This is a genomic window from Mesomycoplasma ovipneumoniae (assembly GCF_030012565.1).
In the GTDB taxonomy this organism is placed as follows: domain Bacteria; phylum Bacillota_I; class Bacilli_A; order Mycoplasmatales; family Metamycoplasmataceae; genus Mesomycoplasma; species Mesomycoplasma ovipneumoniae_D.
This window is the reverse complement of the sequence record NZ_CP124621.1, coordinates 458,014-483,820: the sequence shown is the minus strand read 5'-3', so window position 1 is coordinate 483,820 and position 25,807 is coordinate 458,014. Positions and strand designations below refer to the sequence as shown.

General features: G+C 28.1%; 20 protein-coding genes and 1 riboswitch. Of the genes, 13 read left to right on the top strand and 7 right to left on the bottom strand.

Annotated features, from left to right (window positions below; genetic code table 4):
* Positions 1-4: 4 nt before the first annotated feature.
* The 4 genes from QJQ40_RS01775 to QJQ40_RS01760 are packed head-to-tail and all read right to left on the bottom strand — an operon-like array spanning position 5 to position 4,613.
* A complete protein-coding gene (locus tag QJQ40_RS01775) occupies positions 5-307 on the bottom strand; it encodes a YneF family protein (RefSeq protein ID WP_080684852.1) in 303 nt (100 codons plus the stop codon).
* Positions 291-1,031 carry a ribonuclease HIII gene (locus QJQ40_RS01770; protein WP_157356172.1) on the bottom strand — a complete coding sequence of 247 codons (741 nt, stop codon included), beginning with the start codon at positions 1,029-1,031 and terminating at the stop codon, positions 291-293. Before QJQ40_RS01770 ends, QJQ40_RS01775 begins: the two co-directional genes overlap by 17 nt.
* A complete protein-coding gene (locus tag QJQ40_RS01765; protein WP_282861619.1) occupies positions 1,018-4,212 on the bottom strand; it encodes a DEAD/DEAH box helicase in 3,195 nt (1,064 codons plus the stop codon). Before QJQ40_RS01765 ends, QJQ40_RS01770 begins: the two co-directional genes overlap by 14 nt.
* 44 nt (positions 4,213-4,256) lie before the next feature.
* Positions 4,257-4,613 carry a PTS transporter subunit EIIB gene (locus tag QJQ40_RS01760; protein ID WP_044284230.1) on the bottom strand — a complete coding sequence of 119 codons (357 nt, stop codon included), beginning with the start codon at positions 4,611-4,613 and terminating at the stop codon, positions 4,257-4,259.
* 65 nt (positions 4,614-4,678) lie between these two features.
* Here QJQ40_RS01760 and trpS point away from each other — a divergent pair, with 65 nt between their 5' ends.
* Genes trpS through glpO form a run of 4 tightly spaced genes read left to right on the top strand, consistent with a single transcriptional unit; the run spans position 4,679 to position 8,997 of the window.
* Complete coding sequence (trpS, locus tag QJQ40_RS01755) at positions 4,679-5,662, top strand: tryptophan--tRNA ligase (protein ID WP_282861617.1); 984 nt, start codon at positions 4,679-4,681, stop codon at positions 5,660-5,662.
* Positions 5,663-5,665: 3 nt separating this feature from the next.
* A complete protein-coding gene (gene thrS / locus QJQ40_RS01750; protein WP_282861616.1) occupies positions 5,666-7,405 on the top strand; it encodes a threonine--tRNA ligase in 1,740 nt (579 codons plus the stop codon).
* Positions 7,398-7,811, top strand: a complete 414-nt coding sequence (locus QJQ40_RS01745; protein WP_044285994.1) for an MAG3450 family membrane protein — start codon at positions 7,398-7,400, stop codon at positions 7,809-7,811. Before thrS ends, QJQ40_RS01745 begins: the two co-directional genes overlap by 8 nt.
* A gap of 52 nt (positions 7,812-7,863) precedes the next feature.
* Entirely contained in the window at positions 7,864-8,997 is a 1,134-nt protein-coding gene (glpO, locus tag QJQ40_RS01740; protein ID WP_282861615.1) for a type 2 glycerol-3-phosphate oxidase, read from the top strand.
* A gap of 713 nt (positions 8,998-9,710) precedes the next feature.
* Here glpO and QJQ40_RS01735 read toward each other — a convergent pair.
* The 3 genes from QJQ40_RS01735 to glpK all read right to left on the bottom strand — a co-directional run bounded on the left by QJQ40_RS01735 (position 9,711) and on the right by glpK (position 14,126).
* Entirely contained in the window at positions 9,711-11,750 is a 2,040-nt protein-coding gene (locus QJQ40_RS01735) for a leucine-rich repeat protein (protein WP_282861614.1), read from the bottom strand.
* Between the two features lie 92 nt (positions 11,751-11,842).
* A complete protein-coding gene (locus QJQ40_RS01730; protein ID WP_282861613.1) occupies positions 11,843-12,580 on the bottom strand; it encodes an MIP/aquaporin family protein in 738 nt (245 codons plus the stop codon).
* Positions 12,581-12,593: 13 nt separating this feature from the next.
* Positions 12,594-14,126, bottom strand: coding sequence for a glycerol kinase GlpK (gene glpK / locus QJQ40_RS01725; RefSeq protein ID WP_282861612.1), 1,533 nt, complete (start codon positions 14,124-14,126; stop codon positions 12,594-12,596).
* Between the two features lie 316 nt (positions 14,127-14,442).
* On the opposite strand from glpK, the gene QJQ40_RS01720 reads away from it, so the two are divergent.
* From QJQ40_RS01720 to holA, 9 genes are all read left to right on the top strand, one after another.
* A complete protein-coding gene (locus QJQ40_RS01720; RefSeq protein WP_282861611.1) occupies positions 14,443-15,309 on the top strand; it encodes a restriction endonuclease subunit S in 867 nt (288 codons plus the stop codon).
* On the top strand, positions 15,194-15,619 hold the full coding sequence (locus tag QJQ40_RS01715) for a restriction endonuclease subunit S (RefSeq protein ID WP_080719442.1): 426 nt from the start codon (positions 15,194-15,196) through the stop codon (positions 15,617-15,619). Before QJQ40_RS01720 ends, QJQ40_RS01715 begins: the two co-directional genes overlap by 116 nt.
* A gap of 800 nt (positions 15,620-16,419) precedes the next feature.
* A riboswitch (TPP riboswitch) is annotated at positions 16,420-16,511 on the top strand.
* Positions 16,512-16,577: 66 nt separating this feature from the next.
* Complete coding sequence (cypl, locus tag QJQ40_RS01710) at positions 16,578-17,843, top strand: ABC transporter thiamine pyrophosphate-binding lipoprotein p37/Cypl (RefSeq protein ID WP_282861610.1); 1,266 nt, start codon at positions 16,578-16,580, stop codon at positions 17,841-17,843.
* Positions 17,821-18,606, top strand: coding sequence for an ATP-binding cassette domain-containing protein (locus tag QJQ40_RS01705; RefSeq protein WP_282861609.1), 786 nt, complete (start codon positions 17,821-17,823; stop codon positions 18,604-18,606). The genes cypl and QJQ40_RS01705 overlap by 23 nt, the downstream gene beginning before the upstream one ends.
* A complete protein-coding gene (locus tag QJQ40_RS01700; RefSeq protein WP_282861608.1) occupies positions 18,587-20,296 on the top strand; it encodes an ABC transporter permease subunit in 1,710 nt (569 codons plus the stop codon). The genes QJQ40_RS01705 and QJQ40_RS01700 overlap by 20 nt, the downstream gene beginning before the upstream one ends.
* A gap of 263 nt (positions 20,297-20,559) precedes the next feature.
* Positions 20,560-22,218, top strand: coding sequence for an IS1634 family transposase (locus QJQ40_RS01695; RefSeq protein WP_282860989.1), 1,659 nt, complete (start codon positions 20,560-20,562; stop codon positions 22,216-22,218).
* 777 nt (positions 22,219-22,995) lie between these two features.
* The gene (locus QJQ40_RS01690; protein ID WP_282861607.1) at positions 22,996-23,472 is read left to right on the top strand and encodes an MAG0490 family ComEA-like DNA-binding protein; all 477 of its coding nucleotides are present in this window, start codon (positions 22,996-22,998) and stop codon (positions 23,470-23,472) included.
* 167 nt (positions 23,473-23,639) lie between these two features.
* Positions 23,640-24,776: a ComEC/Rec2 family competence protein gene (locus QJQ40_RS01685; protein ID WP_282861606.1), complete on the top strand. Its 1,137-nt coding sequence runs from the start codon at positions 23,640-23,642 to the stop codon at positions 24,774-24,776.
* Positions 24,695-25,627 carry a DNA polymerase III subunit delta gene (gene holA / locus QJQ40_RS01680; RefSeq protein WP_282861605.1) on the top strand — a complete coding sequence of 311 codons (933 nt, stop codon included), beginning with the start codon at positions 24,695-24,697 and terminating at the stop codon, positions 25,625-25,627. The genes QJQ40_RS01685 and holA overlap by 82 nt, the downstream gene beginning before the upstream one ends.
* Positions 25,628-25,807: the final 180 nt, after the last annotated feature.

Sequence of the window (25,807 nt, the reverse complement as noted above, 5' to 3'; positions counted from 1 at the left end):
TTTCCTACTTTTTAGCGTTTTTTACTGATCGCATAACCGCTCTAATTTGTGCCTCAGATGGTTTTCGACCCATTTGCATGTACATTGCGCGAATCATGCCTTCAGTTATTGGTGGATTTTCGCGGATTTGTTTTTCAAACATTTTTTTTGAAACTATTAAGGCAATCACACCGCCAATAATAAATAAAATAATTCCAACACCAATAGTTATGCCAATTCAGCCACCAAGACCAACTCCCCCAGCTGTACCGACATTTGAGATAATTTGTTCTGAATTTTCTTGAAATAATTTAGCTATTTTTTCCATTTTTTTCCTTTAGTTTCGTATAGACTTTATCAGTAATGCTAAAATGTAATTTTACATTTTCTTCAAGGAAAATTGTCCCGTATTTCTGAATTTGTCCCAGGCAAAAATTAACAATTTTTTCAATTTGATTTGAACCAGCTGGAAAAATTGCTTTTCATTTTTCTTGCCGTTTGTTGAATTTTTGACTCAGGGCATGTTTTGCAATTATTGAAGCAGCTCCGACTTGTTTAATTTTTGTGTCGGCTTTTTTCTCCAAAATTAAGGGGTATTTTTCAAAATTTCATGGCTCAATGTTGAAAAATTTACTTATTTTAGCAAAATATTGACTAAATTTTTGCGCCGAGACAAAACCATCAATGAAAATTTTATCAATTGGAACATCTTTAAAAATTAAAGTCAGTTCTCTGAGCACTTTAAAATATAAAAAAGCTTTGATTTCATGCGAGTTTAGCCCTTTTTGGATTAGATCATTATAGTCTTTCATCTCTAAAGAGATAAATTTATAAGTAATTTTTTGGTCTAAAATTTCAAAAAGTTCACTAATCTTTTTTTCATTTAAAAGTTTTGAGTCAACAATTTTTTCAATAAGTTGCCCTTCAATTTCTGACTGGCGAAAAACAGCGCAGCAAACAGTTAAATTTGTAAAATACTCGCCAACACCAACCTCATCACAGCCAATTACTAAATCATCAACCTGATATAATTCCGGTTTAAACAAGATCATCTTCCTTCAAATTGATAATTTCTTTTTTGAGTTTTTCGGTTACTTTATTTCTATTGAGTTTTCATTCAACAAAATTAATAATGATAATTGGATATTTTTTTTGTTGAATGAATTTGATTGCATCAAAATATTCAATATACTCTTTAGGTTTGCGATATTCAAGTGAATCTAAATAAATTCCAAGTAAAAATTTGCCTTGATCAAAAATAGCAACATCAATTTGCTCGGTTCCGACAACATAGTTGGTTTTTAGCTCTAAATTTGGGAAAAGTGCTAAAAATTCTTCGGCAAATTCTTGCTGAAAGTCAGCAAAAAAGCTTGATTTTGCAACATTTTTTAACTCTGAAAGTGAAAGTTGTACTTTATTTTTACGTGAATAATTTATTTGTGATTGAACATCAAGATCCAAGAAATTAATTCAAGATTTAAAAATCTCAAGATCATCAGAGTTAGAAGTATTTTGAATTTCATCAGCATTTATTGACTTGCAAATTATCATTTTTTGACGTGCACGAGAGGTAGCAACATTTAGGGCGTTTTTTCCACCTTTTCGTGCTATATAAGTTGAACCAAATTTTGCACTTTGATCGTAGGCAACTGAGACAATTACTAAATCAGCCTCATCTCCTTGAATATTTTCAAGACTATTTACAATAATTTTATCAGTATAGATTAATTTTTCAATTTCTGGATAGGATTCAAAAATTATTTTTTCAATTGCATTTTGCTGATTTTTATTAAAAGCCAAAATTATCATTGTCGAAAACTTGTTGATATTTTTTTGGGCTATATCAACAACTGCTTTTGCCTCAACAATATTTTGCTGACCGTCTCACTGACCATTAACATTATGAACTTCAATTACATCATTGCCTTCAAAATTATGATTATTGGCAATTTTAAGCTCTGAATCATAAAAATGACGCGAGTTAAAAGACATCAATGAGGCATGATGTGAACGGTAATTTTTGTCTAACATAATGTTAAAAACACCTTTGGAATGGGCATATTCGAGAATTGATTCAATATTTGCAAAGGCATCATCTTCTGATTCATCATTCATTTTTGAAGCAAACCAACGAATTGGTTGCATTTGTTGGTGGTCACCAACAAGAACTTTAATTTTTCCGTAAAATAAAAGTGGGAGTGCTTCTTCTAAAAACATTTGTGAAGCTTCGTCAATAATAATGTAATCAAAATAACGTTTTTCAAACATTACAAGTTCAATGTCAGGAGTTGTAATAATAACTGGGAACAAAATCTTAATAATTTCGGCATGTTTTAGTAAAAACTTGTAAGGTGACATTTTCTTTTTTTGTTTAACACTAAGTCTGAAGCGAGTATATAGTTGTTGAAATTCAGGGTCATTATTTAATTTTGCTAAAACTTCAAAGACTTTTTTTGCATGGTGAATAAATAAAGCTTTATCATCAAGAACTTCAACTTTTGGTTTTTTAACAAAATTGAGAAACTTTTCGAGATTTTCAAAATTAGAAATTTCTAATTTTGAAATTTTGTTATAGATGTTTTCCAAATTGTCATCATAATTAGCTAGGTTTTCAAGAATTAAGTCAATGTCTTGGCGAAGTTCATTAGAAGCCATATGCATTGCTTTTTCATAAAGTTTTAATTTACGTTTGAGTTTGCTCTCAATAATATGTAATTTTAGACTATTTCTTGAATGTGGTGATCTTTTTGGATTGATATTAATCGATTTATTTAGTTTAAAAAGAGTTTCAGCAATATTTAGTGCAAAAAAATTATTTGCTTTTTCAATTGTTTTATAGGCATCAAGTGTATTTGTTAAAGTTTCAATTTTAGGGAAAATTTTATCTAAAAGTTCTAAATATTGGCGATCATCATCGGAAAAAACTTTAATTTCTTTAAGCTTTGATTCCATATTGAAATTTTCAATATTTTCAATATATTCTTCAATTGGCTTGTAAAAATCTTTATAATTTTCCAATTTTTCATTAATGACAAAAAGACAGAAAAATGACATCATTTTTAGTCTTTTTCTTAAAACAACAAGGGCAATTTTTTTCTGCGAGCTAACAAGTGCGGTTCGATTTAGGGCAATAACATTGGAAATAATGTTTGCAATTGTCTGAGATTTTCCAGTTCCAGGAGGACCTCAGATAATTGTGTTTTGCAAAATTGCCGAAATATGAGCACAATCTTGGGTAAAATTGGTAGGCTGAATTTTAAAAAATCCTGTAAATTTCGGTGAAAAAATTGATTTTTCAACATTGTTTCTATATGTGGTTTTGTTAATATCAACATCAATTAAGTTGTGAATTTCACCAGTTTTGATCATTTTTTCCATGATTTGACGCTGATGTGATCCGCCAATGTTGAAAAATCCTAGAACAACTCCGGGGTGAAAATGTATTGTATCTTCTGGAGTTGAAACATCTTTTGCAATTTTTCCTTCAATGTTAGGAATTTCAAACTTATCATTATAGAATTTTTTAACATTTTCAATTACTTCTTCAATTGAAAATTCTGAAAAATCAAAATCAAAGTTAAAATCAATGTCAAGTTTCTTTAAAAATGCAAGAAGTTTATTATTTAGTTTTATATGTCCATCAGCATTAAGTCTTGGCACTGAATTTACAATAGTAACTTCACATTCTTTAACAAATAAAGGTCCAAAAAAACTTCTATCTTCAATTGACAAAGAAATATAGCAAAATCCAATGTGCAAAGGCCAAACATTTCGATCTCTAAGAATATCATAAGCTTTTTTGATCAAACGTTTTCATTTTGCTAGACTTGTTTGTTTTTTATATGATATTTTGTTTAATATGTCTTTTTTTGCTGACTGAAAATCAGAATTAAGCGCTCTTTGGGCAAGCGGGTTTAGTTTGTAGTCTGAATTTTTTAAGTATTCAATTAATTCATCTTTGTCATTTATTGATTCTATTTTTTCAATAAAATCATCAAATTCACTTGTTGTTAATGACACAGAAGAAATTGGCGAAGAGATTAATTTTCTAAGATCGCTAGTTTTTAGGGCAGAAAATAAATCTATATAATTTTCGTTGTCGATTCTTGTAAAAAGTGCTGAATCTGCACGTTCAATTGTGATTAAATTTGCTAGTAAACGCTCGTAGCTTAAATTTTGATTTGTACCAGTTGAATTTTGGGTTTCACGGGTATGGGTTCCAAATTTTTGCATTTTTTTATGTAATTTCCTTAGGATTTTTTAAACTGTTTTTAAACTTATTCAAAATTATTTATAGCTTTTCAAATAGCCTTAGATTTATTACCAACTATTAAATTAATCTCGTTTAAACCAACAACAACGCCTGAAATCCCTTTTAATTTTCCAATTTCTTCAACATTGATGCCTTCAGTTGATTTTAATTTAATTTTTAATCTAGAAACTGTAAAATCACATGAGTCAATATTTTTAGTCCCGCCTAAAAATTTAACTAGATCATCAACTTTGAAACCGATTTTGTCATCAAAGGTGATTTCAGACTTTGTTTTATTATGTTTTTCTTTAATACGTTTAGCAAACAAACCAAAGCTAAAAATTTGCAAAAGAAAATAAATGATTTTGGAAATTAGCTTCATAATATCTTTTTAAATTATACTCATTTTCTAAAAAATTCGTACAATTATGCTAAAATTTTTTTGCTATGAAAAAAAGATTAGTAAGTGGAATAACTGCAACTGGAAACTTGACGATTGGTAATTTTCTCGGTTCGATAAAACCGAGTCTTTCGTTTCAAGATCAGTACGAAAATTTTATCTTTGTCGCCGATCTTCATGCCCTTACTTTGCCAATCGACCCAGAAAAATTAACCCAAAACCGGGCTAGTATTTTTGCATTTTATCTTGCATGTGGTTTTGATCCTGAAAAAACCGTGTTATTTTTTCAATCTGATGTTAGTGCTCACAGTGAACTTTTTTGACTTTTACAATCCCAAACAACAATTGGCGAACTCTCAAGAATGACGCAATTTAAAGATAAATCTCGCCAAAAACAGGAAAATAATACCGAAAAAGTGCCAACAGGTTTGCTAACTTATCCAATTTTAATGGCTTCAGATATTCTTTTATATAATCCTGAATTTGTAACCGTTGGCGCTGATCAATTACAGCATTTAGAACTTACACGAAAAATTGCTCACCGTTTTAACAAAATTTATAAAACAAATTTTGTCATTCCTAAGGCAATAATTTCTCAAAATGCGCAAAAAATAATGTCACTTACTGATCCGACCAAAAAAATGTCTAAATCAACAAGCCAAAAAAACTCGGCAATTTTTTTAAGCGATTCGCCTCAAGAAGCCTATAATAAAATTCAAAAAGCAAAAACTGATTCTGAAAATAAAATTTATTTTAGTCAGGAAAAGCCTGGGATCAATAATCTTTTGAATATTTTTATGGGTTTTACTGATAAAACTCAAGAAGAAACCCTTAATTTTTTTCAAGATCAATCCTATAAGTTTTTAAAGGAAACAGTTGGAACAATTGTTGCTAATTTTCTCGAAGATTTACAAAAAAAACACCAAAAAATGTTACAATTTGTTGATGATTTTGCAAAAAAAGGGGCAATAAAAGCAAATCAAATAGCAAATTCAAATTTAAAAACAATAAAACAAAAAATGGGGCTTTAACTCATGGAATTAAAAATTGATTATGAACTTAATCATTCTACCTCTCATCTTTTAGCGCTTGCAATAAAAACACTTTTTCCAAATGTAAAATTAGGAATTGGTCCTGTTTATGATGATGGTTTTTATTATGATTTTGATCTAGAAAGTCCACTTTCTGAATCAGATTTTGGAAAAATTGAAAAATTAATGAAAAAATTAGTTTCAAAAAATTTAAGAATTGTTCAAACAGAAGGTAAAAATCTTGATTTTCAAAGTCAAATTTACAAACAAGAGCTAAAATCTGATCTTGAAAACAAATCTGAAAAAGTAACCTATTTTTCAATTGTTGACCAGCAAAACAATATACTTTTTGAGGATCTTTGCGCTGGAAGGCATCTTGAGAGTTTGAATCAAATAAAAAATTTTAAACTTTTAAAAATTGCAGGTGCATATTGACGTGGAAATTCAAAAAATAAGCAGCTCACTAGAATTTATGGTACAAGTTGAGATTCAAAGGAAAATCTTGAAAAATTTCTTCAAATTTTGCAAGAAAGACAAGAAAGAGATCATCGCCGAATTGGTTCAAAACTAAAACTTTTTAGTTTTAGTCATTATTTTGGACTTGGTTTCCCAGTTTGACTTGAAAATGGGATGAAAATTCATAACAAAATTAGGCAAAAAATATTAGAATTTGACCGAAATTACGGTTTTAGAGAAGTTTTAACCCCTCATTTTGGTCACCAAAGCCTTTATGAAATTTCAGGACACTTACAACATTATAAAGATGACATGTTTTCGCCAATTAAAGTTGAAGATGAAGCGCTTATTCCACGACCAATGACTTGTCCACACCATATAATTTTATTTTCTGAGCAACATTTTAGTTATCGCAATTTGCCTTTTAGAGTTTCAGAGCAATCTAGATTATATCGTTATGAAAAATCAGGTGCACTTTCAGGTTTAGAACGAGTTCGAGCAATGGATTTAACTGAAGGTCATATTTTTGTCACAAAAAAGCAAATTTTTAGCGAAATTAGCCACCTTTTTAAGATGATTCAAGAAGTGCTTGATTTTTTTAAAATAAAAGTTTTTTATATTTCTTTTTCAAAAAGAGACCCACAAAACAAAGAAAAATTTTTTCAAGATGATTTAATGTGGAATCAAGCCGAGAATGATTTAAAGCAATTTCTTGATCAAAACAACGTAAAATACGTTGAAAAAATCGGTGAAGCTGCTTTTTATGGTCCAAAAATCGACTTTCAAATTAAGACAGCACTAAATAAAGAAGTTACAATTTCGACTTTGCAGCTAGATTTTCTTTTGCCACAAAAATTTGGAATTAGTTTTACTAACGAATTTAATCAAAAAGAAACTCCAATATTGATTCACCGTGGTTTGATTGGAACTTATGAGCGATTTATTGCAATTTTATTAGAACAAACTAAAGGAAAATTACCATTTTGACTATCACCAAAGCAAATTATCGTAATTCCCGTTGGTGAAAAACATTATGAATATAGTAAAAAAATCCACGAAATACTATTTAATTTAGGGTATAATTCTGAAATTGATTTAAGATCTGAACGAATTACACGTAAAATTCGTGAAGCTAATTTACAAAAAACTGCTTTTCAGATAATTATAGGTGATGAAGAAATAGCAAAAAACGAAATTACTTATCGCGAATTTGGTTCACAAGAATCTTTTAAAATTTCATTAGTTGACTTTATTGAATTGCTAAAAAACCGCGAAAAAAATGTATAAAAAAATAACAAAAATTCCGGATTTTGTTTTTGCATTAATTGTAATTTTTATTCCTATTAGCTTAATTTATATATTTTTTTCACCTGATTTTTGGCAAAAAGAGATAATTTCATATTGAATTTTAGCCATTATTGGGATTTTAAATTTTTTTGTCTGTTTTTTTGCCTCACTGGTTTTAACTAGACTAAAAGTGGTCGATTTTTCTTTTATTTTTTATTATAGTGTTATTTTATTTTCATTAACTTTTTTACTGCTTACCTATCCGCTTAATTCAACAAGAGCTTTGCTAATTTTACGAGTTATTTTAGTTTTAATTTCAATTTTTTTAATTATTCCGTCTTTGATAATCAAAAAGAAAATTGCTAACCGTTTATATAAAAACAAACTAAAATCATCCAATAAATAGCGATTATTTTGATATAATTAAGTTATAAAATTATCAAAAGGAATTAGTGCATATGGAAACTAAAAAATTGCAAAAATATGATGTAGTTATTATTGGCACTGGAATAATCGGCACAAATATTGCTTATGAATTAAGTAAATTTGACTTAAAAATTGCAATACTTGAGGCAAAAAAATACATTGCATCAGAAACAACAACAGGAAATTCAGGAATAATTCACTGCGGTTTTGACCCAAAACCGCATAAATTAAAGGCAAAATTAAATGTTTTAGGACATAAATTGTGAATTGAAAACATATTTCCAAAAGTAAACTTTCCTCGTCAACAAGCAAAAAGCATTGTTCTTGCCTTTGATTCAGAAGAAGAAAAAATTATTTATGATCTTTATGATCGCGGAATTATCAACGGACTTAGTCAATCACATTTAAGAGTTTTATCAAAAAAAGAGCTAGAAACTCAACATCCTTTAGTTTCAAAACAAGCATCTTTAGCTCTTGAGTGTGATAATTCATGAGTTATTGATCCGGTCAAATCTAGTCTTGCTTTTTTAGAAATTGCCCTTAAAAATGGTGTAGATTCTTATACTAACACAAAAGTTGTTTCAATTTCAAAAAATGACCAACAGTTATTTCAAATTGAAACAAATAATGAAGAAAATAAATTTTTTGAAACTAAAATTATTATTAATGCAGCCGGTCATTATGCTGATGAAATTGGAAAATTAGCCGGATTTTCCGAATTTAGTCAAAAACAAAGAAGAGGTCAATATTTAATTCTTAAAAATCACCCTGATGTAAAAGATGTTTATTTTCTAGTGCCTCAAAAATATGGAAAAGGTGTAATTGTCGCGCCTCGTCCTGATGGTAATATTTTAGTTGGACCAACAGCCGAAGAAAATATCGATAAATCAAAGGTAAATTGTCTTGACTTCAATCTTGTTGAGCAAATTCAAAAAATTGGTCATAAAATTATTCCAACCTTAGATTATCAGGAAACAATTTTTGCACTCGCAGGCTCAAGACCAATCGAAATTCAGGATAGCGATTTTGTTATTCGGCCTTCTTATAAAGATCCCAATTTTATTTTTGCTGCAGGAATGCAGTCGCCAGGTTTATCAGCAGCCCCTGCAATAGCTTTAGAAATTGTAAAATTAGTTGAAAATCAAATAAACTTAATAAAAAAGTAATTTTAGATCACTCCGGTTAATATTTATAATATTCCCGAGTTTCACAATTTGATGATGTAATTTTAAAAGAGTGTCCTGGTTTAGTTTCGGGTACTTTTTTAACTTTTTTGGCAAAAGTTAATTGCCTAGTTTAAAACACTGTCAAAAATCAATTTATGAATAAAATAACAAAAATCATAAAAAAAATACAACTACTATTTAAACTCAATGCAAAAAGAAGACTCGTTTTTATTTGCATTGAGCCTAAAAAAACATATGAAGTTTTGAAAGAACAATAACCAAAAGCCCTAAATTTGAAGATTTCTAAACGGTTAAATTTAAGGCATACCATCATATTTAAAAATATAATGGAAAATTCGCATTTTCTGATTTTTGGACAAAAAACATAACTAATTCCCCCTTAATTCTAATATCCAAATTTATTAATTATTCTTAAGTGAGATTTATTATAACATAATTTTATTTTAGACCAAGCATTTTTTTTTTTTTTTTACAAAAAGTTATTTTAAACTAATAAAAATTAAGATTTTAGTTTCAAAAATACCCGTAAATCCGGGTATTTTTGCATATTTGTATTCAATAAAAAGTGAATTTTTGGCACCAAACTAGTGAACTCGGGAATATCAAATAAAATTAGTAAAAAAGTAATTTTAGATCAACCCGCCTAATATTTATAATATTTTTCCCAAAATTAAAAAAGATACAATGATTTATTACATCTTTTTTAATTTTTTTAGAACATTGGCAACATTTTTGTCAATGTTTGGCGGGTAAATTATTTTTAGTTTTCTTAGATCAATTCCTACAAAAGCATTTTCAGAAAATTTTTCAAGACTCTGAGGTATTTTAATAGTTAAAAGCGAACTTAGAGAATTAAATGTAAAATCGGGAATTTCTTTTGTGCCTTGACTAATTTCAATTTCAGTGATTTTTTGATTATTTGCAAATGTATGTGGGTCTAATTTAACATTTTTAGCAGTAATAATTTTGCCTTTATAATTTTTAGGGATAAAAATAATTTTGCTTAAATCGTTATTGTATAAAATTCCGCCATAGTCTCTAAAATAGTAATTTCCTGGTTCGACAGTGATTTTTTCTAAATTTTTTGCATTTAGAGAAAATTTGTAATCCTCGATTTCTTGGACTGTTTTTGGCAAGACAAATGAAGAAAAGTCGTATTTTTCAGGCATTATAATTAATTTTGTCAAGTTTTTATTATATAAAACGCCGTTTTTTGATGCAAAATAAGGGTTTTGGGGATCAACTTCAATACTTTTAACACTAAAAGTTCCACTTTGATAATCGATCCGCGAAACATTTGGACCAATGTATAATTTACTTGCTTTTTTTAGAAAATCATTAGAAATTCCGACTACTTTAGACTTATTTTTAATTTCAAAGGCAGGCTTAGCATCGCTAGTATTAGCAGAAACAAGCGAAACACCTAAATTATACTCATAAGTTTGGCCATTTTCTGAATAAAATGAGTCAAGAATTTTAAAGGTTTTATGATCTTTTGCAAATTCAGCATCATTTCTTCTGAATTGTCCTCAAGTTGGGTCTGAGTGAAAAAATTCTTTGGTTTTTGTATCAAAAACTAAATTTCACTGGTGTGGACCAAATTTTGATCAACCAATAACAATTGAATTTTTAATACCAATTGAATCAAGCATTGCTTTATATAAATTAGAATAACCACCACAAACAGCGTATAATTCTTCTAAAACAGCCGAAGGTTCAACCGCGGGAATTCGACTTAGATTTCAAGCATATTTTACATTTTTAACTATTCAGTCAAAAATAATTTTTATTTTTTCTTGATCAGTTTTTGCCTTAGATTCATCGATTAATTTTTTAGTAAAATCGGCAACTTTTTTACGATTTTGTTCGTTATAGCCTTGATATTCAAAATTTCTTACATCTTTTGGGTCAATTAAATTCATAAAACTTTTGGCAGAATTATTGGAATTTAAATTACCTTGATAATCTTGGTATTTTTCAATCCCTAAAGGATAAGAATTTTCGTTTCTTTCTTTTGGTTTTTCATCTTGAATTTTTGGCTCGATTATTTGCGAAAAATCAGTTGAATTTTTATAATTAGTTTTAACTTCATCAAAAATTTTTGTTAGTTTTTCGATGTTATTTTTGAAAAAGGACTCGTTTTGATTATTATGGTCACGAATTTTTTCGTATTCAACTTCGTCAATTACTTGATTTAATTTGTCCCTAAAAAATTCGTGTTTAAGCTCTTTTAATTCAGTGTTAATAAAATTCTTGACATCATTTTCTAACTGCAAATATTTTTGCGAATAATTTGCAAAAACAGCCACTTCTGGCTGCTTTTTAGTGATAATCTCGGTTTTATTATCATTTTTTGGGCTTAAAAGTTGCTTTTGTTGCTGTTGTTGCTGTTGGTTTTTGTTTTGGTTAAAATTTTTTAAAATTTGTTTTTTAACTGTTTTTGTTTTTATATTAGGTTTTGGAATTGAAACTAGATTTGACTTTTGATCAATTTTTTGATCAAAATTGTTTTCTTGGCTAATTTGGGTTTCTGAATTATCTAGCAAATCGCCGGTTTTTTCAGCTGTTAGAGTTTCTTTTTGAATAAAATTATTCTCTTGAGATTGAGTTTTAGCATTTTCATCTTTTTTGTTTTGCAAGTCAATTCGTGAAGTAGTAAGTCCACAAGAAGTTAAAAGCAAACTCCCTGAACTTATTAACAATAAAAACAGTGATTTTCTAAGTTTTTTCATAATGCCCCTAAACAAAATATTGACTATAAATTATAGCAAATTGCTTAAAAATTTCCAAGAAAGAAATCAAAAAACTTAGTAAAACAGGCAAATTAAATCGCAAAACCTAGTAAAACCGCGGCTAAACTAGGGGCAATAATTGGATTTCATGAATAATCAAATCCATAAATTTCTTTTCAATTATTAACATTCAAGAAATTATTATGTTTTTTTAAGACAAATGAAGTAAGGAAAAAGATAAATCTTGGACCAAAATCACGCGCAGGATTTATAGCATAACCAGTTGAAGAACCAAGAGATAGTCCAATTGAAAGCACGATTAGTGCAACAATTACTGGTCCCATTGTTTGAAATGATTTATCCAAAAAGGCAATTGTGGCAAGTAAGACAATAGTTCCGATAAATTCGTATAAAAAGTTGCTTACATAAGATTTTTTAAATGCCGGTCCGGTGTGGTGACATGAGGCAATAACTTCTGCTTTTGTTTCTTTAATATGACTTCAGTTAATCGTATTTAGAATTATCTGGCCAAAAATTGCCCCTAATATTTGCAAAGGAATAAGTGCTAAAAGTTCGGCGTTTTTTTGGTTGATAGCAAAAAAAATTGAAACTGCAGGATTTAAATGGGCAACAGAAATATTACCGGCTATTCCGTTAGCAACCATAATTCCTAAAAGCACACCAAGAGCCCAACCAAGGGCAATAACAATCCATTTTCCTGATTGATTTGCAAACATTTTTGTTGCACTTACAGAATAATTAACGCCATTTCCTAGCAAAATTAGCGTTGCCGTTCCCAGAAATTCAGATAAATAAATGATATTTTCCATGTAAAATTTCCTTTTATTTTATGTCTTTGACTCAATTTAGAGTTTTTTTAACAGCAAGATCTCAGTTTGCAACTAGTTTTTGAACCTGATTTTGGTCAAGTTGTGGCTTAAATGTTTTGTCAATTTGTGAAATTTGTTTTAATTCGTCAATTGATTTTCAGAATTTTGCATGCAATCCTGCAAGAAAAGCCGCTCCCATTGCTGTTGTTTCGGTGTTTTTTGGCCTTGAGATCTCAAGCTCAGAAATTGATGACTGGAATTGCATTAAAAAATCGCTTTTAGAAACACCACCATCAACTTTCATTAGTGTAATTTCTTGACCTAAGTCAGATTTCATCGCTTTGATTAAGTCATTTGACTGAAAAGCGATTGACTCAAGGGCTGCTTTAATAATATGTTCTTTTCTTGTTCCTCTTTCAAGACCAAAAATTGCACCCCGAGAATAAGAATCTCAATAAGGAGCTCCAAGTCCAGTAAAAGATGGAACTAAAATTGTCCGGTGGTCGTCTTTATCAGTTTTGGAAATAAAATAATCAGTATCAGCGGCATTTTCGATTATTCCAAGTCCATCACGAAGTCACTGAATTGTTGCACCAGCAATAAAAACTGAACCTTCAAGGGCATATTCAACCGGACTATCACCAATTTGTCAGGCAATTGTTGTTAAAAGATTGTTTTTTGACTGCACAATTTTTTGGCCTGTATTTGCTAAGGTAAAACATCCTGTTCCATAGGTATTTTTTACCATTCCAACTTCAGTGCAAAGTTGACCAAATAAAGCAGATTGTTGGTCACCAATAACTCCATAAATTGGCACTTTTCCTTTTGCATTAATTGATCAAAAACTTGGTTCAACGATTCCATAATCGGCCGCAGAAGGTAAAACTTTTGGCAAAATTTCGACTGGTATTTCTAATAAATCAAGTATTTTTTGGTCTCATTTTTTCTCTTTGATATCAAACATCATTGTTCTTGATGCATTTGAGACATCAGTTGCGTGAGTTTTTCCTTGAGTTAATTTTCAAACAAGTCAAGTGTCAATTGTTCCGGCAAGAAGATTTCCTTGGGCCAAAACTTCTTTAGCTTTTTGGACATTTTTTAAAATCCAACGTATTTTTGTTGCACTAAAATACGGATTAATTAAAAGTCCAGTTTTTTCTCTAATATAATCTTGGTGTCCTTGTGAAATTAATTCATCACAAAAGTCACTTGTACGGCGATCTTGCCAAACGATCGCATTATAAACCGGCTCACCGGTTGTTTTGTCTCACAAAACCACAGTTTCACGTTGGTTTGTGACCCCAAGCGCGATAAAGTTATCTGATTTTAAATTAGCGCGAGTTTTGGCGCTTTGCATTGTGTAAAGTTGAGTATTCCAAATTTCATTTGCATCATGTTCAACTCAACCTGATTGTGGATAATATTGTTGAAATTCCTTTTGAGAAATGGAAATTACATCGCCATTTTTATCAAAAACCAAGCTTCGGCATGAAGTTGTTCCTGAATCGAGTGTCATTATATATTTTTGATTGATGGTGTTGTCCATTTTTTAGCCCCCTTTTTGTGCTTTTTTTAATTTAATTATACCATTTAGATAAGATTTTATTATTTATAAAAATGTAAAATCTTATAATAAATTTTAATTTTGTCTAATTTTTTGTCAAAATTAAAAATTAGATAACAAAATTACATTTTTTGCAAAAATTTTTGTATTGACAGTGGATTTAAATTCAAGGCGATTTTTTTAATTAAGACATTAATTTTGTTTAAAAATAGCTAAATTCATATTGTTTAGGCTAGATTTGGTGAATTTGTAGTAAAATATATAAATTATTTTTGCTTTTTTACTTTAAGGATATCTAATGTTAAAAAAAATATGTTCCCCACAAATTAGATTTAAACAATTTGACTCAGCATGACTAACAAAAAAAGTAGGGGACTTATTTTTAATAAATCGAAGCGGTAATTTAACCAAAAAATATTTTCGCGCGTTTGTTTCAACAAAATATATCTATCCAGTTTATTCTTCACAAATAGAAAATAACGGAATTTTGGGCTATTATAAAGACTTTTTGGCTGAAAATGCAATAACATGGACAGCAAGCGGGAATGCTGGAATTGTCAATTTTCGAAAAGAAAAATTTTTTGCAACCGCTGACTGTGGAATTTTAATCTCAAAAAAGTACAAAGCAAACGAATTTTTTGCAATTGCAATTGGTATCAACACTCGCGATCATATTACCCAAGGGCCAATTCCACATTTAATTAGTTCAGAAATGGCCAAAGTTGAGCTAAAATTTACCCCTGATATCAGCGAGCAGAGAAAAATTTCGCAACTTTTTGAAACTTTTGAAAATTTAGCTAATAAACTTGAAGAAAAAATACAGTTCCTGAAAAATCTTAAAAATGATTTCAGTAATAAAATGTTTGCTAATTTAAATTCAGATTTTCCTTCAATTAGATTCAAAGGTTTCAAATCAACCTGAATTACTGATCAAGTCAAAAATTTATTCGAGATTTCCCGAGGACAAACACTAAGCAAAAACCAAATAAAAACTAGACCTGTAGAGAGAGAGAGAGAGAGAGAGAGAGAGAGAGAGAGAGAGAGGCTACATCTACCCGGTTTATTCATCACAAACAAAAAATCAGGGAATATTTGGGTATTACAACGAATATTTGGCGCAGAAAAAAATAATTTTTTCAACTCACGGAAATCCTGGATCGGCTAAATTTGTTGAAGAAAAATTTTTTGCAACCTCTAATTGTGGAATCTTGACTTCAAAAAAATATCCTGAAAGTACACTTTTTGCAATTCAGTTCGAAAAAAACTCCAAAAAATTCATTTCTCAAAGTACAATCCCGCATTTAATTAGCTCAAATGTACTCAAAATTGAGCTAAAATTCACCCCAGATGTTATCGAACAACAAAAAATTTCGCAACTTTTTGAGACTTTTGACTCACTAGTTCTCGCTTATGAGCAAAAAGTTGAATATTTAAAAAATTTAAGAAATAGTTTTATAAGTAAAATGTTTATATAAAAAAATTTTGCTTTTTGTTAAAAATGCTTAAATTTCCCGAGTTTGTCAGTTTGTCAGTTTGGTGAGACAATCCTGAAAAAGTGTCCGATTTTGGGAACTTTTAACTTTCTTTGCAAAAGTTAATTACCTATTTTAAAACACACTGGCAAAAATCAATTTATGGATAAAACAACAAAAATCATAAAAAAAATACAACTACTATTTAAACTCAATGCAAATAGAAAACTCGTTTTTATTTGCAGCGAGCCTAAAAAACATATGAAGTTTTGAAAGAACAATAACCAAAAGCCCTAAATTTATAGATTTCTAAACGGGTAAATTTAAGGCATTCCATCATATTTAAAAATATAATGGATAATTCACACTATCTGATTTTTTTATGACAAAAACATAACTGATTCCTCCCAAATTCAATACAAAATTTATTAATTTATTCTTAAGTGATGCTAATTATAACATAATTTTATTTTTGACCAAGCATTTTTTTTTTTTTTTTGCAAAAGGTTAATTTCAAAACTATAAAAATTAAGGTTAGTGTCAAAAAACACAGATTTATCGGTATTTATGAATATTTATATTCACTAAAAAGTGAATTTTTGCCATCAAACTTGGAAACTGAGGGGTTGAATATTTAAAAAATTTAAAAACAAGTTTTATTGCTAAAATGTTTATATAAAAAATTTTTGCTTTTTGTTAAAAATTCCTTAAATTTAATTAGAAAATGAATTTTTTTGAAAAAAATTTTGATTTTTCATACTATTTTTTGTTAAATTATTTAAATGATTATGCTATAATTTAGACTAGGTAAACAGAGGTGTCCGTTTTGGGCTGAGAAAAACTCTTAAAAGTTGATCTAGGTAATACTAGCGTAACGAGTTTGTCCTTTTTTTCAAAAGCAAATGCTAAAATCGTCATAAAACACCTTGTTTACTAAAACACAAAAGGAAAATTGTTTGTAATGACGAAAAAAAATAAATTTCACTCTAAAAAAAGAAATTTTTTAAAAAAATTGTCTTTTCTTTCTTCTTTTTTAACAGTACCATTAGTGATTTCTGCATGTATCAATACTTCAGATCAAAATCCAGAGCAACTAGCTCAAACATGAGATACAAAAGTTAACCTTGGTTTAGGTCAAAGTTGATTTAAACTTAAATCTAAAGAACCTGATCGCGTTAATAAATTTCTTAGCAATTTAACAGAAGAATTTAAGAAACTAAAAGAGGCAAATCCACAAACTAAAGACTTGCCTGATGTGAGTTTTGATTTTGTTGGAAATGATGATGCAAAATCAAAAATTTTGCAATTAAAATCATCAAATAACTCAGCTAATGCTCTCGATTTTGTAATTGCTGATGCAACTACAACTATCGAGGATGACCAAGACAAACAACTTTATAATGGTCTCCAGACTTTAACATGAGCTTTTAAAAATAGCCCTGAATCGCCGGTTTTTTACACCAATGGAACAGAAAATGACCCATTATATAAAGGGGCAAAACAATTAAATGAACTATTTAATAAAACTCCTTATAATGAATGGTCAAGTGACCCAAACGATGCGCAAAAATGAGACACAATTGCCTATCGATTTTTATATGATGAATCAAACCCACGAAAAATAATTTCATATTACCGTGGTATGATTATGATTTATGGCGATGAAAAAACAAGAGCTGAAATTAAAAAAAGTTGACATGATAAAGACTGACCTAAATTTAGAAATTATGGAATAATTCACGGAAATCTAACTTCTGCTGGAACATTTAAAATGCAGAATTATATTCTAAAAAAACATTTTGGTTCAAGTTTTAGATCGGCTAGTTTAAATGAAGATCGGCTAGGACATTCAGATAAATATATTCAAGGGGATGGACATGCAATTGGTCAAGATCCAAATTTTAGAATTGCTTTTGATGATGAGGCTTCTTTTGCTTGAACTGAAAATAAAAAAGATTCAAAACAATATACTTCAAGCGAAACAGACTCTAAACCAGACTCAAAAGTTGAAATTTTTATGCTAACAAACCCAGCTTCATATGATATTGGTTCATTCCGCCCAAAATTCAGTAAAATTCAAGCTGATTTAATTTCTCAAGCATTTATTAACCTGGCAAAAAACGGAAAAGATGAATACGGTCCAAACGTTGGGTACAATGGTTATAGAAAAGTAAATCAACAAGACCCTGAATTCCGTAAGATTTATGCCCAATCAAAATCAAACTAAAAACTGTCTAATTTTTGAAGATTTTTCATTTAGACATGACAAAAACGGAAAAAATTTAATAAATCCTCTTAATTTTAAGTTATGTAATACAGAACTTTTATTTGTAATTGGCCCAAGTGGTCAAGGTAAGTCTTCGTTTTTTCTGTCAATTTTACAAAATATTTTTGTTTCAGGTAAACTAATTTGGCAAGAGCAAAATTTATTGGATCAAAACAAAAAAAATAAAAAAAAATTTTTAAAAACAGTTGGATATCTTACTCAAACACCAACTTCAATAAATTTTCAAAGCGTTTATTTAAATTTAGCAAAAAATTTACCTAAGTATAAAAATATTTTTTATAGTTTATTTGCAATTCCAACCAAAAGCCAACGAGAACAAATAATTAAAATTATGAGCCAACTTGGTTTGGAAGAAAAAATTTACTCTATTTTTCAGGACTTATCTGGAGGTCAGCAACAGCGAGTTGAAATTGCAAAGCTCATGTTACACCACCCAAAAATAATTCTTGCTGATGAGCCAACTTCGGCTCTTGATCCAAAAACAGCTGCAAAAATCATTGATTTAATTATTGATTTTGGAAAATTAAATAATTCAATCACAATTATTATTTCTCATAATATTAATTTAGTGAAAAAATATGATGGCAGAATTTTACTAATAAACAATGGAAATGCTAACTTTTATAATTCATTTTCAGATATTGACCAAGAACAAATAGATTCAATATTTGGTAAGGATGACAATGAAGATGACGATCATTAGCGCATTTAAAAACAAGCCTTACCAAAGATTTAAAAAAACAAAACTTTTTTTCACATTTGTTTTTTTAGTTTTGTTTATTGTATCTTTTTACTCAATTTTTTCCGAAATTAATTATAATGGTTGAACCCTTTTTAAAAAAAATTTAACCGACTTGTTTGCTTTTTCAAACAAACATCCTTATTATAGTGATTCAGTTTTTTCTTTAAGCATGAGATTTTTATGGATCACAATTAAATACACATTTCTTGGCACTTTTATCGGTGCAACTCTTGCTTTTTTTTCTGCGCTTTTTAGCTCACAATTTATTAAAAATAAATATTTAAAAAGCATAATTTGATGAATTATTATAATTCTTAAATCCTTTCCAATCACGTTTATAATTGATCCTTTAAAACTTATTTTTGCTCCAAAATTAGCGGCAATTTTAATTGTGACTTGATTTTCTTGAATTTGGTTACATCGGTATTTTTATTCTTTTTTAAATTCACTTGATTTAAGCGGGTATCAAAAAGCGATAATTAAAGGAAAAAATCGCTTTTTTGCATTTAAAAATGAAATTTTACCTTTTGTAATTAATAAATTTTTTGGGCTATTTTTATTCAGTTTTGAAGCAAATATTCGCTGAACAACGATTATTTCTGCAACTGGAGTCATTGGTATTGGAATTTTAATTAATGATGGGGTTCAAAATCCTGCATTGGGTTGAAAAATTGTCGGAATTCCACTTGCAGTTTTATTGGTCTTTGCAACTTTTTTGGAATTTTTAATAATTTTCTTTAATAAATTTATATTACACAAAAGATCTGTTAATATAAACCAAAAAAATAAATATATTTTATGGTTAAAAGTAAATTACAATTGAATTTTAAGGATTTTTTTTGGATTTCTTATATTAACCTTATTAATTATTAGCATTTTGGATATTGAGTCATGAAACGTTAATCAACATCAAATTAATCGTTTTTTTGGATCACTTTTTGTTATTGACTGAAGTGTTTTTTTACAAGGACAATTAGACAATCCAATTTACATGGTTTGAAAACTTTTAGCTCAAGTTATTGTCTGTCTTGCAATTATTGGAGTAGTTTCAATTTTATGACTACTGGCTGCAAATGAAAAATTAAACCATTGAATTAAATGATCATTCTTTAAATTTTTGCTTAATTTTTTTAGAATAATACCATCAATTGTTATTTTTTATCTTTTCTTGAGTTTTGCTGTTCAACCAATTTTATGGGTAACATTTCTTGTTGGTATTAAAAACGGCCTTGGAATGGCAAAAAAATTAAATGAAACTCTTAATTCGATCGACTGGCAAAAATACAAATTGCTAAGACTTCGCCAATGAAGTAAATTTAAGACAATAACTCACTATATTTTCCCATTAATTTATAAGGAATATTTTAAATATTTATCGGTTCAAATTTCAGATTCAATTCATGATTTGCTTCTTTATGGAATTTTTGGCGGATCTTTATTGGGACAAAAGCTCACAACCCTTTCCCAGACAGGTATTGCCGGTGATAGAACTGCATTTTTTACTTTTTCGTGAGTAACATGGTTTTTAATTTTATCTATCGAAATTATTATTATATCTATTCAAAACAATTATTTTAAAAAAATACTCGCGATTATGGTCAAATTGAAAAATATGATTTTTAATATTGGGGCAAAAAAATATTTATTATAACCTTTTCCTTAAAATTAAATTTCTCCCGAGTTTGCCAATTTGATGAGATAATCTTAAAAAGTGTCCGTTTTTGGGCACTTTTTAACTTTCTTTGCAAAAGTTAATCCTGAGTTTCCCAGTTTGAAGGCAAAAATTCACTTTTTAGTGAATACAAATATAAAAAAATACCGGTAAATCGGTATTTTTTTATCGTAAAACCTTATTTTTTATTAATTCCGTTTAATTACATTTTTAAATTAATTTTTATGGTATAATTATAAATTATGAAAAAACAAAATTTGGTTTTATTTAATGTTTGAGGAAACTCGAAAGATAAACTATATAAATATGTTGGCTGAACACAAGGTTACGGTAAAGCTCCAAAACGGTGATTTAGTTTAGGAAATGTGCAAAATTTGGAAAAAATTAATCCAAATGCTATTCAAATTATCAAAGAAAAGTTGAAATTGTTTTCAAATTTAGATGACATGAATAAAGTCAAGATTGCTTTGCTTGATTCTATTAAAAATTCCACCATAATCGAAGGTTCGGTTTTTGTTGGTGGGGAATTAATTGAAAAACTTATTGAAAAGCACAATATTTTTGAATCACTTCCTAAAAGTAGACATAAAAATATGAAAGAAATTTTTAACTACTTAATTTCAAAACGGATCACTGATCCTGGCAGCATTATTAATGCTTTTGATAAAAAAGATGACTACTCAAATCAAATAAATACTTCCAAAAATAGCTTTTATAGACTCTTAGATCTTGTCTTTGAGTCACAAAATCAACTTTTAAATAGTGTCAACAAAATGGTAACAAGTGAACTTGGAAAAAGGGACAATGAATTTTATTTTGACTCATCAACAGTCTATTTTGAGACATTTGAAAGAAATGGATTAAGAATTCCTGGTTATTCTAAAGATGCTAAATTCAAAGAAGACCAAATTGTCATTGGCTTAGCGTGTGATAAAAATGGTATTCCTTTTCATATTAAAGTTTTTAAAGGAAATACAGCCGATTCTAGTACATTAATCCCTTTTGTATTAGATGTTGAATCCAAATATAATATCAAAAATATGACAATAATCGCTGATCGCGGCATGTCAACTGCTGCAAATATTCGATTTCTTGAATCAAGAAACTATAATTTCATTATTTCTTATCGTGCAAAGGTAGGAACTCAAAAATTTAAAAATTATTTACTAGATCCTAGCGATTATGTTAATGTAAGTGCGGATTTTAAGTATAAAAAAGAAGAATTTTATTCATCTTATAAGAATAAAAGATACACCGAAAATATTAGAAGAAGAATTATTACTTACAGTACAAAAAGAGCGATAAAAGACAGAAAAGCTCGCGAAGAGCAAATCCAAAGTTTTATCAAAAAACAAAATAAAGACGGTTTTATCGAGGTAAACAAATTGTTTGGTAAAAAACCTAAATATTTTAAGGAAATTTCAAACATGAAATTTGAATTAGATCAAAGTAAAATTGACAAAGACAAACAGTTTGATGGTTACTATGTTTATGAAACAAATATGCTAAATTTGAACGTCTTAGACATAGTTGAAAAATACCAAAAACAGTGGAATATTGAAGCTAATTTTAGAAGTCTAAAAGGTTTGTTGAATATTCGGCCCGTATTTTTAAGAATTGACGAGCATATCCTAGCTCATACACTTTTGTGTTTTATCTCGCTAGTTATTTTAAAAACTATAATCTTTAAAATCAACAAACATATCAGCGATAACAAGTTATTTGAAAACAATCAATTAACTGAGGTTGGTTTAGTAACGATGTTACAAAAATTGAGACAAAGGGTTGAATTTAACACTTTAGATCAGCAAATGATATTTAAAAATCGCGATGGTGTCCCTAGTGATCCGAATATTTGAAATAGGTACGATTTTTACTTTAATATCTTAATAAATAGGTAAAAAAAATTGTAATTAACTTTTAACAAAAAATTTAAAAAACTGCCTAAAACCAGATGCTTTTTTAAAATTACCTTATGAAACTGGGAAACTCGGGATAATCTTAAAAAGTGTCCGTTTTTGGGCACTTTTTAACTTTCTTTGCAAAAGTTAATTACCTATTTTAAAACAATGGCAAAAATCAATTTATGGACAAAACAACAAAAATCATAAAAAAATACAACTACTATTTAAACTCAATGTAAATAGAAAACTCGTTTTTTACTTACATTGAGCCTAAAAAAATATATGAAGTTTTGAAAGAGCAATAACCAAAAGCCCTAAATTTATAGATTTCTAAACGGTTAAATTTAAGGCATTCCATCATATTTAAAAATATAATGGATAATTCGCATTATCTTATTTTAATACGACAAAAAACATAACTAATCCCCCCTTAATTCTAATATCCAAATTTATTAATTTATTCTTAAGTGAGTTTATTATAACATAATTTTATTTTAGACCAAGCTTTTTTTTTTTTTTGCAAAAGATTAATTTTAAAATAATAAAGATTAAGATTCTAGGTCAAAAAATGCGGATTTAACGGTATTTTTCAGTGTTTATATTCACTAAAAATGAATTTTTGCATCAAACTGGAAAATCAGGATATTTATTATAATGTTTATCCTTAAAATTAAATTTCTTTTATCAATATAAATACAAACATGAAAAACAAACATTTTTTCATGTTTTTTTCCTTTTTTAGACAAAAACTAGGTAAAAAATTAAACTAAGTACATGAAAAAAATACAGGTTATCAGTTTAATTGTTTTGGCTGGATCTCTTGCTGGATTCTCGTTTTTGGCATACAAACTTCAATCTCATGTCACGCCAAAGAAACAGATTTCTGTAACAATTTTACATGGAGTTCGCAATCCTGGTACAAAATTTTTCAATTATGGAACAAAATGACGACAAATTTTTGCCGATTTTGATGTAATTCACGGATATGATACTAGCCAATATGAGTACGAACTAGAAGTTACAAGTGACCAAAAAATTTCTTTAAAACCTGCAGAGAAAAAATCCACATTAAATAAAATCACTCTAAAAGCATTAGAAAAAATTATCACTAACAAAAAAATAGCAACAAAATTACATGCATTTTTAAAAGAATCAAAAAATAAACAAATAACTTGAAAAGAAATCGAATGAGCTTTGCATCTTGATTCGGCAACTTTAAAAATTCTTCAAGAAAATTTTATTCTTGATTAGCAATTTTTTTAAGTTGTGTTTTCACAATTTTACTAGTTGATAATTTTAGAATTGCCTGAGTTGTATTGTTATTTTTATCAGTTTCATTTTTAATTTTTGTTGGCGAATTTAAAAAAATTATTTTTTTGCTGATATTATTGTTATTTTTTTTAGTATCTTATTGGCTAATGTTTCCAAAAATTACAAATTCAAGTGTTAGTTTTGAAAGTAAAGTTATCGATAAAGTTAGTTTTGGGAATTTTGTAAAATTTGAGAATGACAAAATTTTTATCCGTGGGAATCAATACGAAATTGGAACACTATTAAAACTTAGCGGAAAACTTGTTAGACCTAAAAACGCATCAGATTTTGACTTTATTTCCTATTTGAAGTCAAAAGGTTCATTTTTAGTTTTAGAAGATGCAAAAATTACTTTTTTAGAAGAAAGCAATACTATTTTTGCAAAAGTTAGAAAATTTTTCTCGATTCAAGAAAATTATTCCAAAAAGCTCATTCCGATGATTTTTCTTGCTGAAACTCCAGTGGATGCTAGTGAATTTCGAAAAATATTAGTAAATCTTGGAGTCTACCAAATTTTTGTCGTTTCAGGATTTCATATTAATCTTTTTAAACAATTATTTTTTTCATTTTCCAAAATGTTGAAAATACGGCAATTTATATACAAACCTTTGTTTTTCTGTTTTTTGACTTTTCAACTGTTTTTGTTCAATTTTTCAATTTCATTCTTAAGAGGATTTTTATTCTGAGGTCTCATTGAAGTTAATAAATTATTTTTGAATAAAAAATTTAATAAAATAGAACTTCTATCAATGAGTGGAATTTTAATTTTATCTATAAATCCTTTGATTTTTTACTCAGTAGGGTTTGTTTTGACATTTACAATCAGTTTTATAATAACAATTATAAATCAGATAAAATTTCAAAAAAATTGGCACAAAGTTGTTGTTAATTTCTTATTTATAAATTTTTTTAGCAGTATTTTTTCAACTTTTTTAAATTCATATTACAACTTTATGGCTCCGATAAATACGATTGTTTTTACCAGTTTTTTTACTTTTTTATACGCAAGTTTGCTTATATTCATTTTTAATCCACAAATTGTTGAGTGAATTAGCAAGTTTTTCATCCAGAGTGTTGGCTATATTCAGGAATTTCAAATTTTAACTTTAAATATTCAATCCAGTTTAGCTTTTTTAATTATTTCATGTATAATTTCATTAGTATGTTTTTCATCATTGGAAGCGACAATTTCCTTGTCCAAGAAAAAATTTTCAGACTCCCAGAAATTAAAAACTCATTATTAATAAATTTTTTTGTAAATGATTCTCTAGATTTTATACAGGAAAACCTTGAAGGTTCGTCGCTTTTTGACGAGAAAAAAGTATTAATTTTTAATAATTTTTTGCTTTTTTCAAAAAATGAAAAATTAAATAATCTACTAGCTTCTAAAATCACAAAGACAAAACACACAATCATTTTTAAGTATGTTTTTGACGAAAATTTAACCAATTTTGCTCTTAAAAATTCATGAATTTATAAGCATTTCGCTTCTCAAGCCGCTAAAATAATTGAAGTCCAACAAATTACAAAACAAAATGTTGGCCAATTTATTGCTCAAATGGTCAAAAAATTTAATGTTGAATTAGAAACAACCAAAATTTTTGAGCTTGAATCAGTCTTACCGCTAAATGGTTGAATTATTTATAATGAAATTGCAAAGCTAAAAACTCTAAATAAACCTATAAATTCAGCAATAATTCGCCAATATATAAGCGATTACTCATCATATTCAACTTGAGGTTTTATTGAATCATTTGTTGATTTTGATTTAACAAAAGTCCTAAAATTTTACCGGCAAAAATTATTAGAAGGGCACACAATTGGCTTGTTATTAGGACAAATTAACTCAAAATTATTGCTTAGTTTTATTGTTTTTTTACATAAAAAAGCAGGTAAAAAAGATTCTTACATCACTAAAAATCTTAATATTTCTGATTTTCAACTTAAAAAAGCAGTCGAACTATATAATAAAAACGGAATTAAAAAAATTGAAAAATTAATAATTAATCTTGCAAAATTAGATACGGAAATCAAAACTTCACAAATTAATAACAAAATAGCCTTTGAATTATACTTGCTCCAAGTCTTAAGATAGCTAATTTAATCCCCAAAATTGCAAAAAAATGGTTTTTTAAATAAATTATAGTTAAAACACTGACAAAAACCATAAAAAAATACAACTACTATTTAAACTCAATGTAAATAGAAAACTCATTTTTATCTAAATTGAGCCTAAAAAAATATGTGAAGTTTTGAAAGAACAATAACTAAAAGC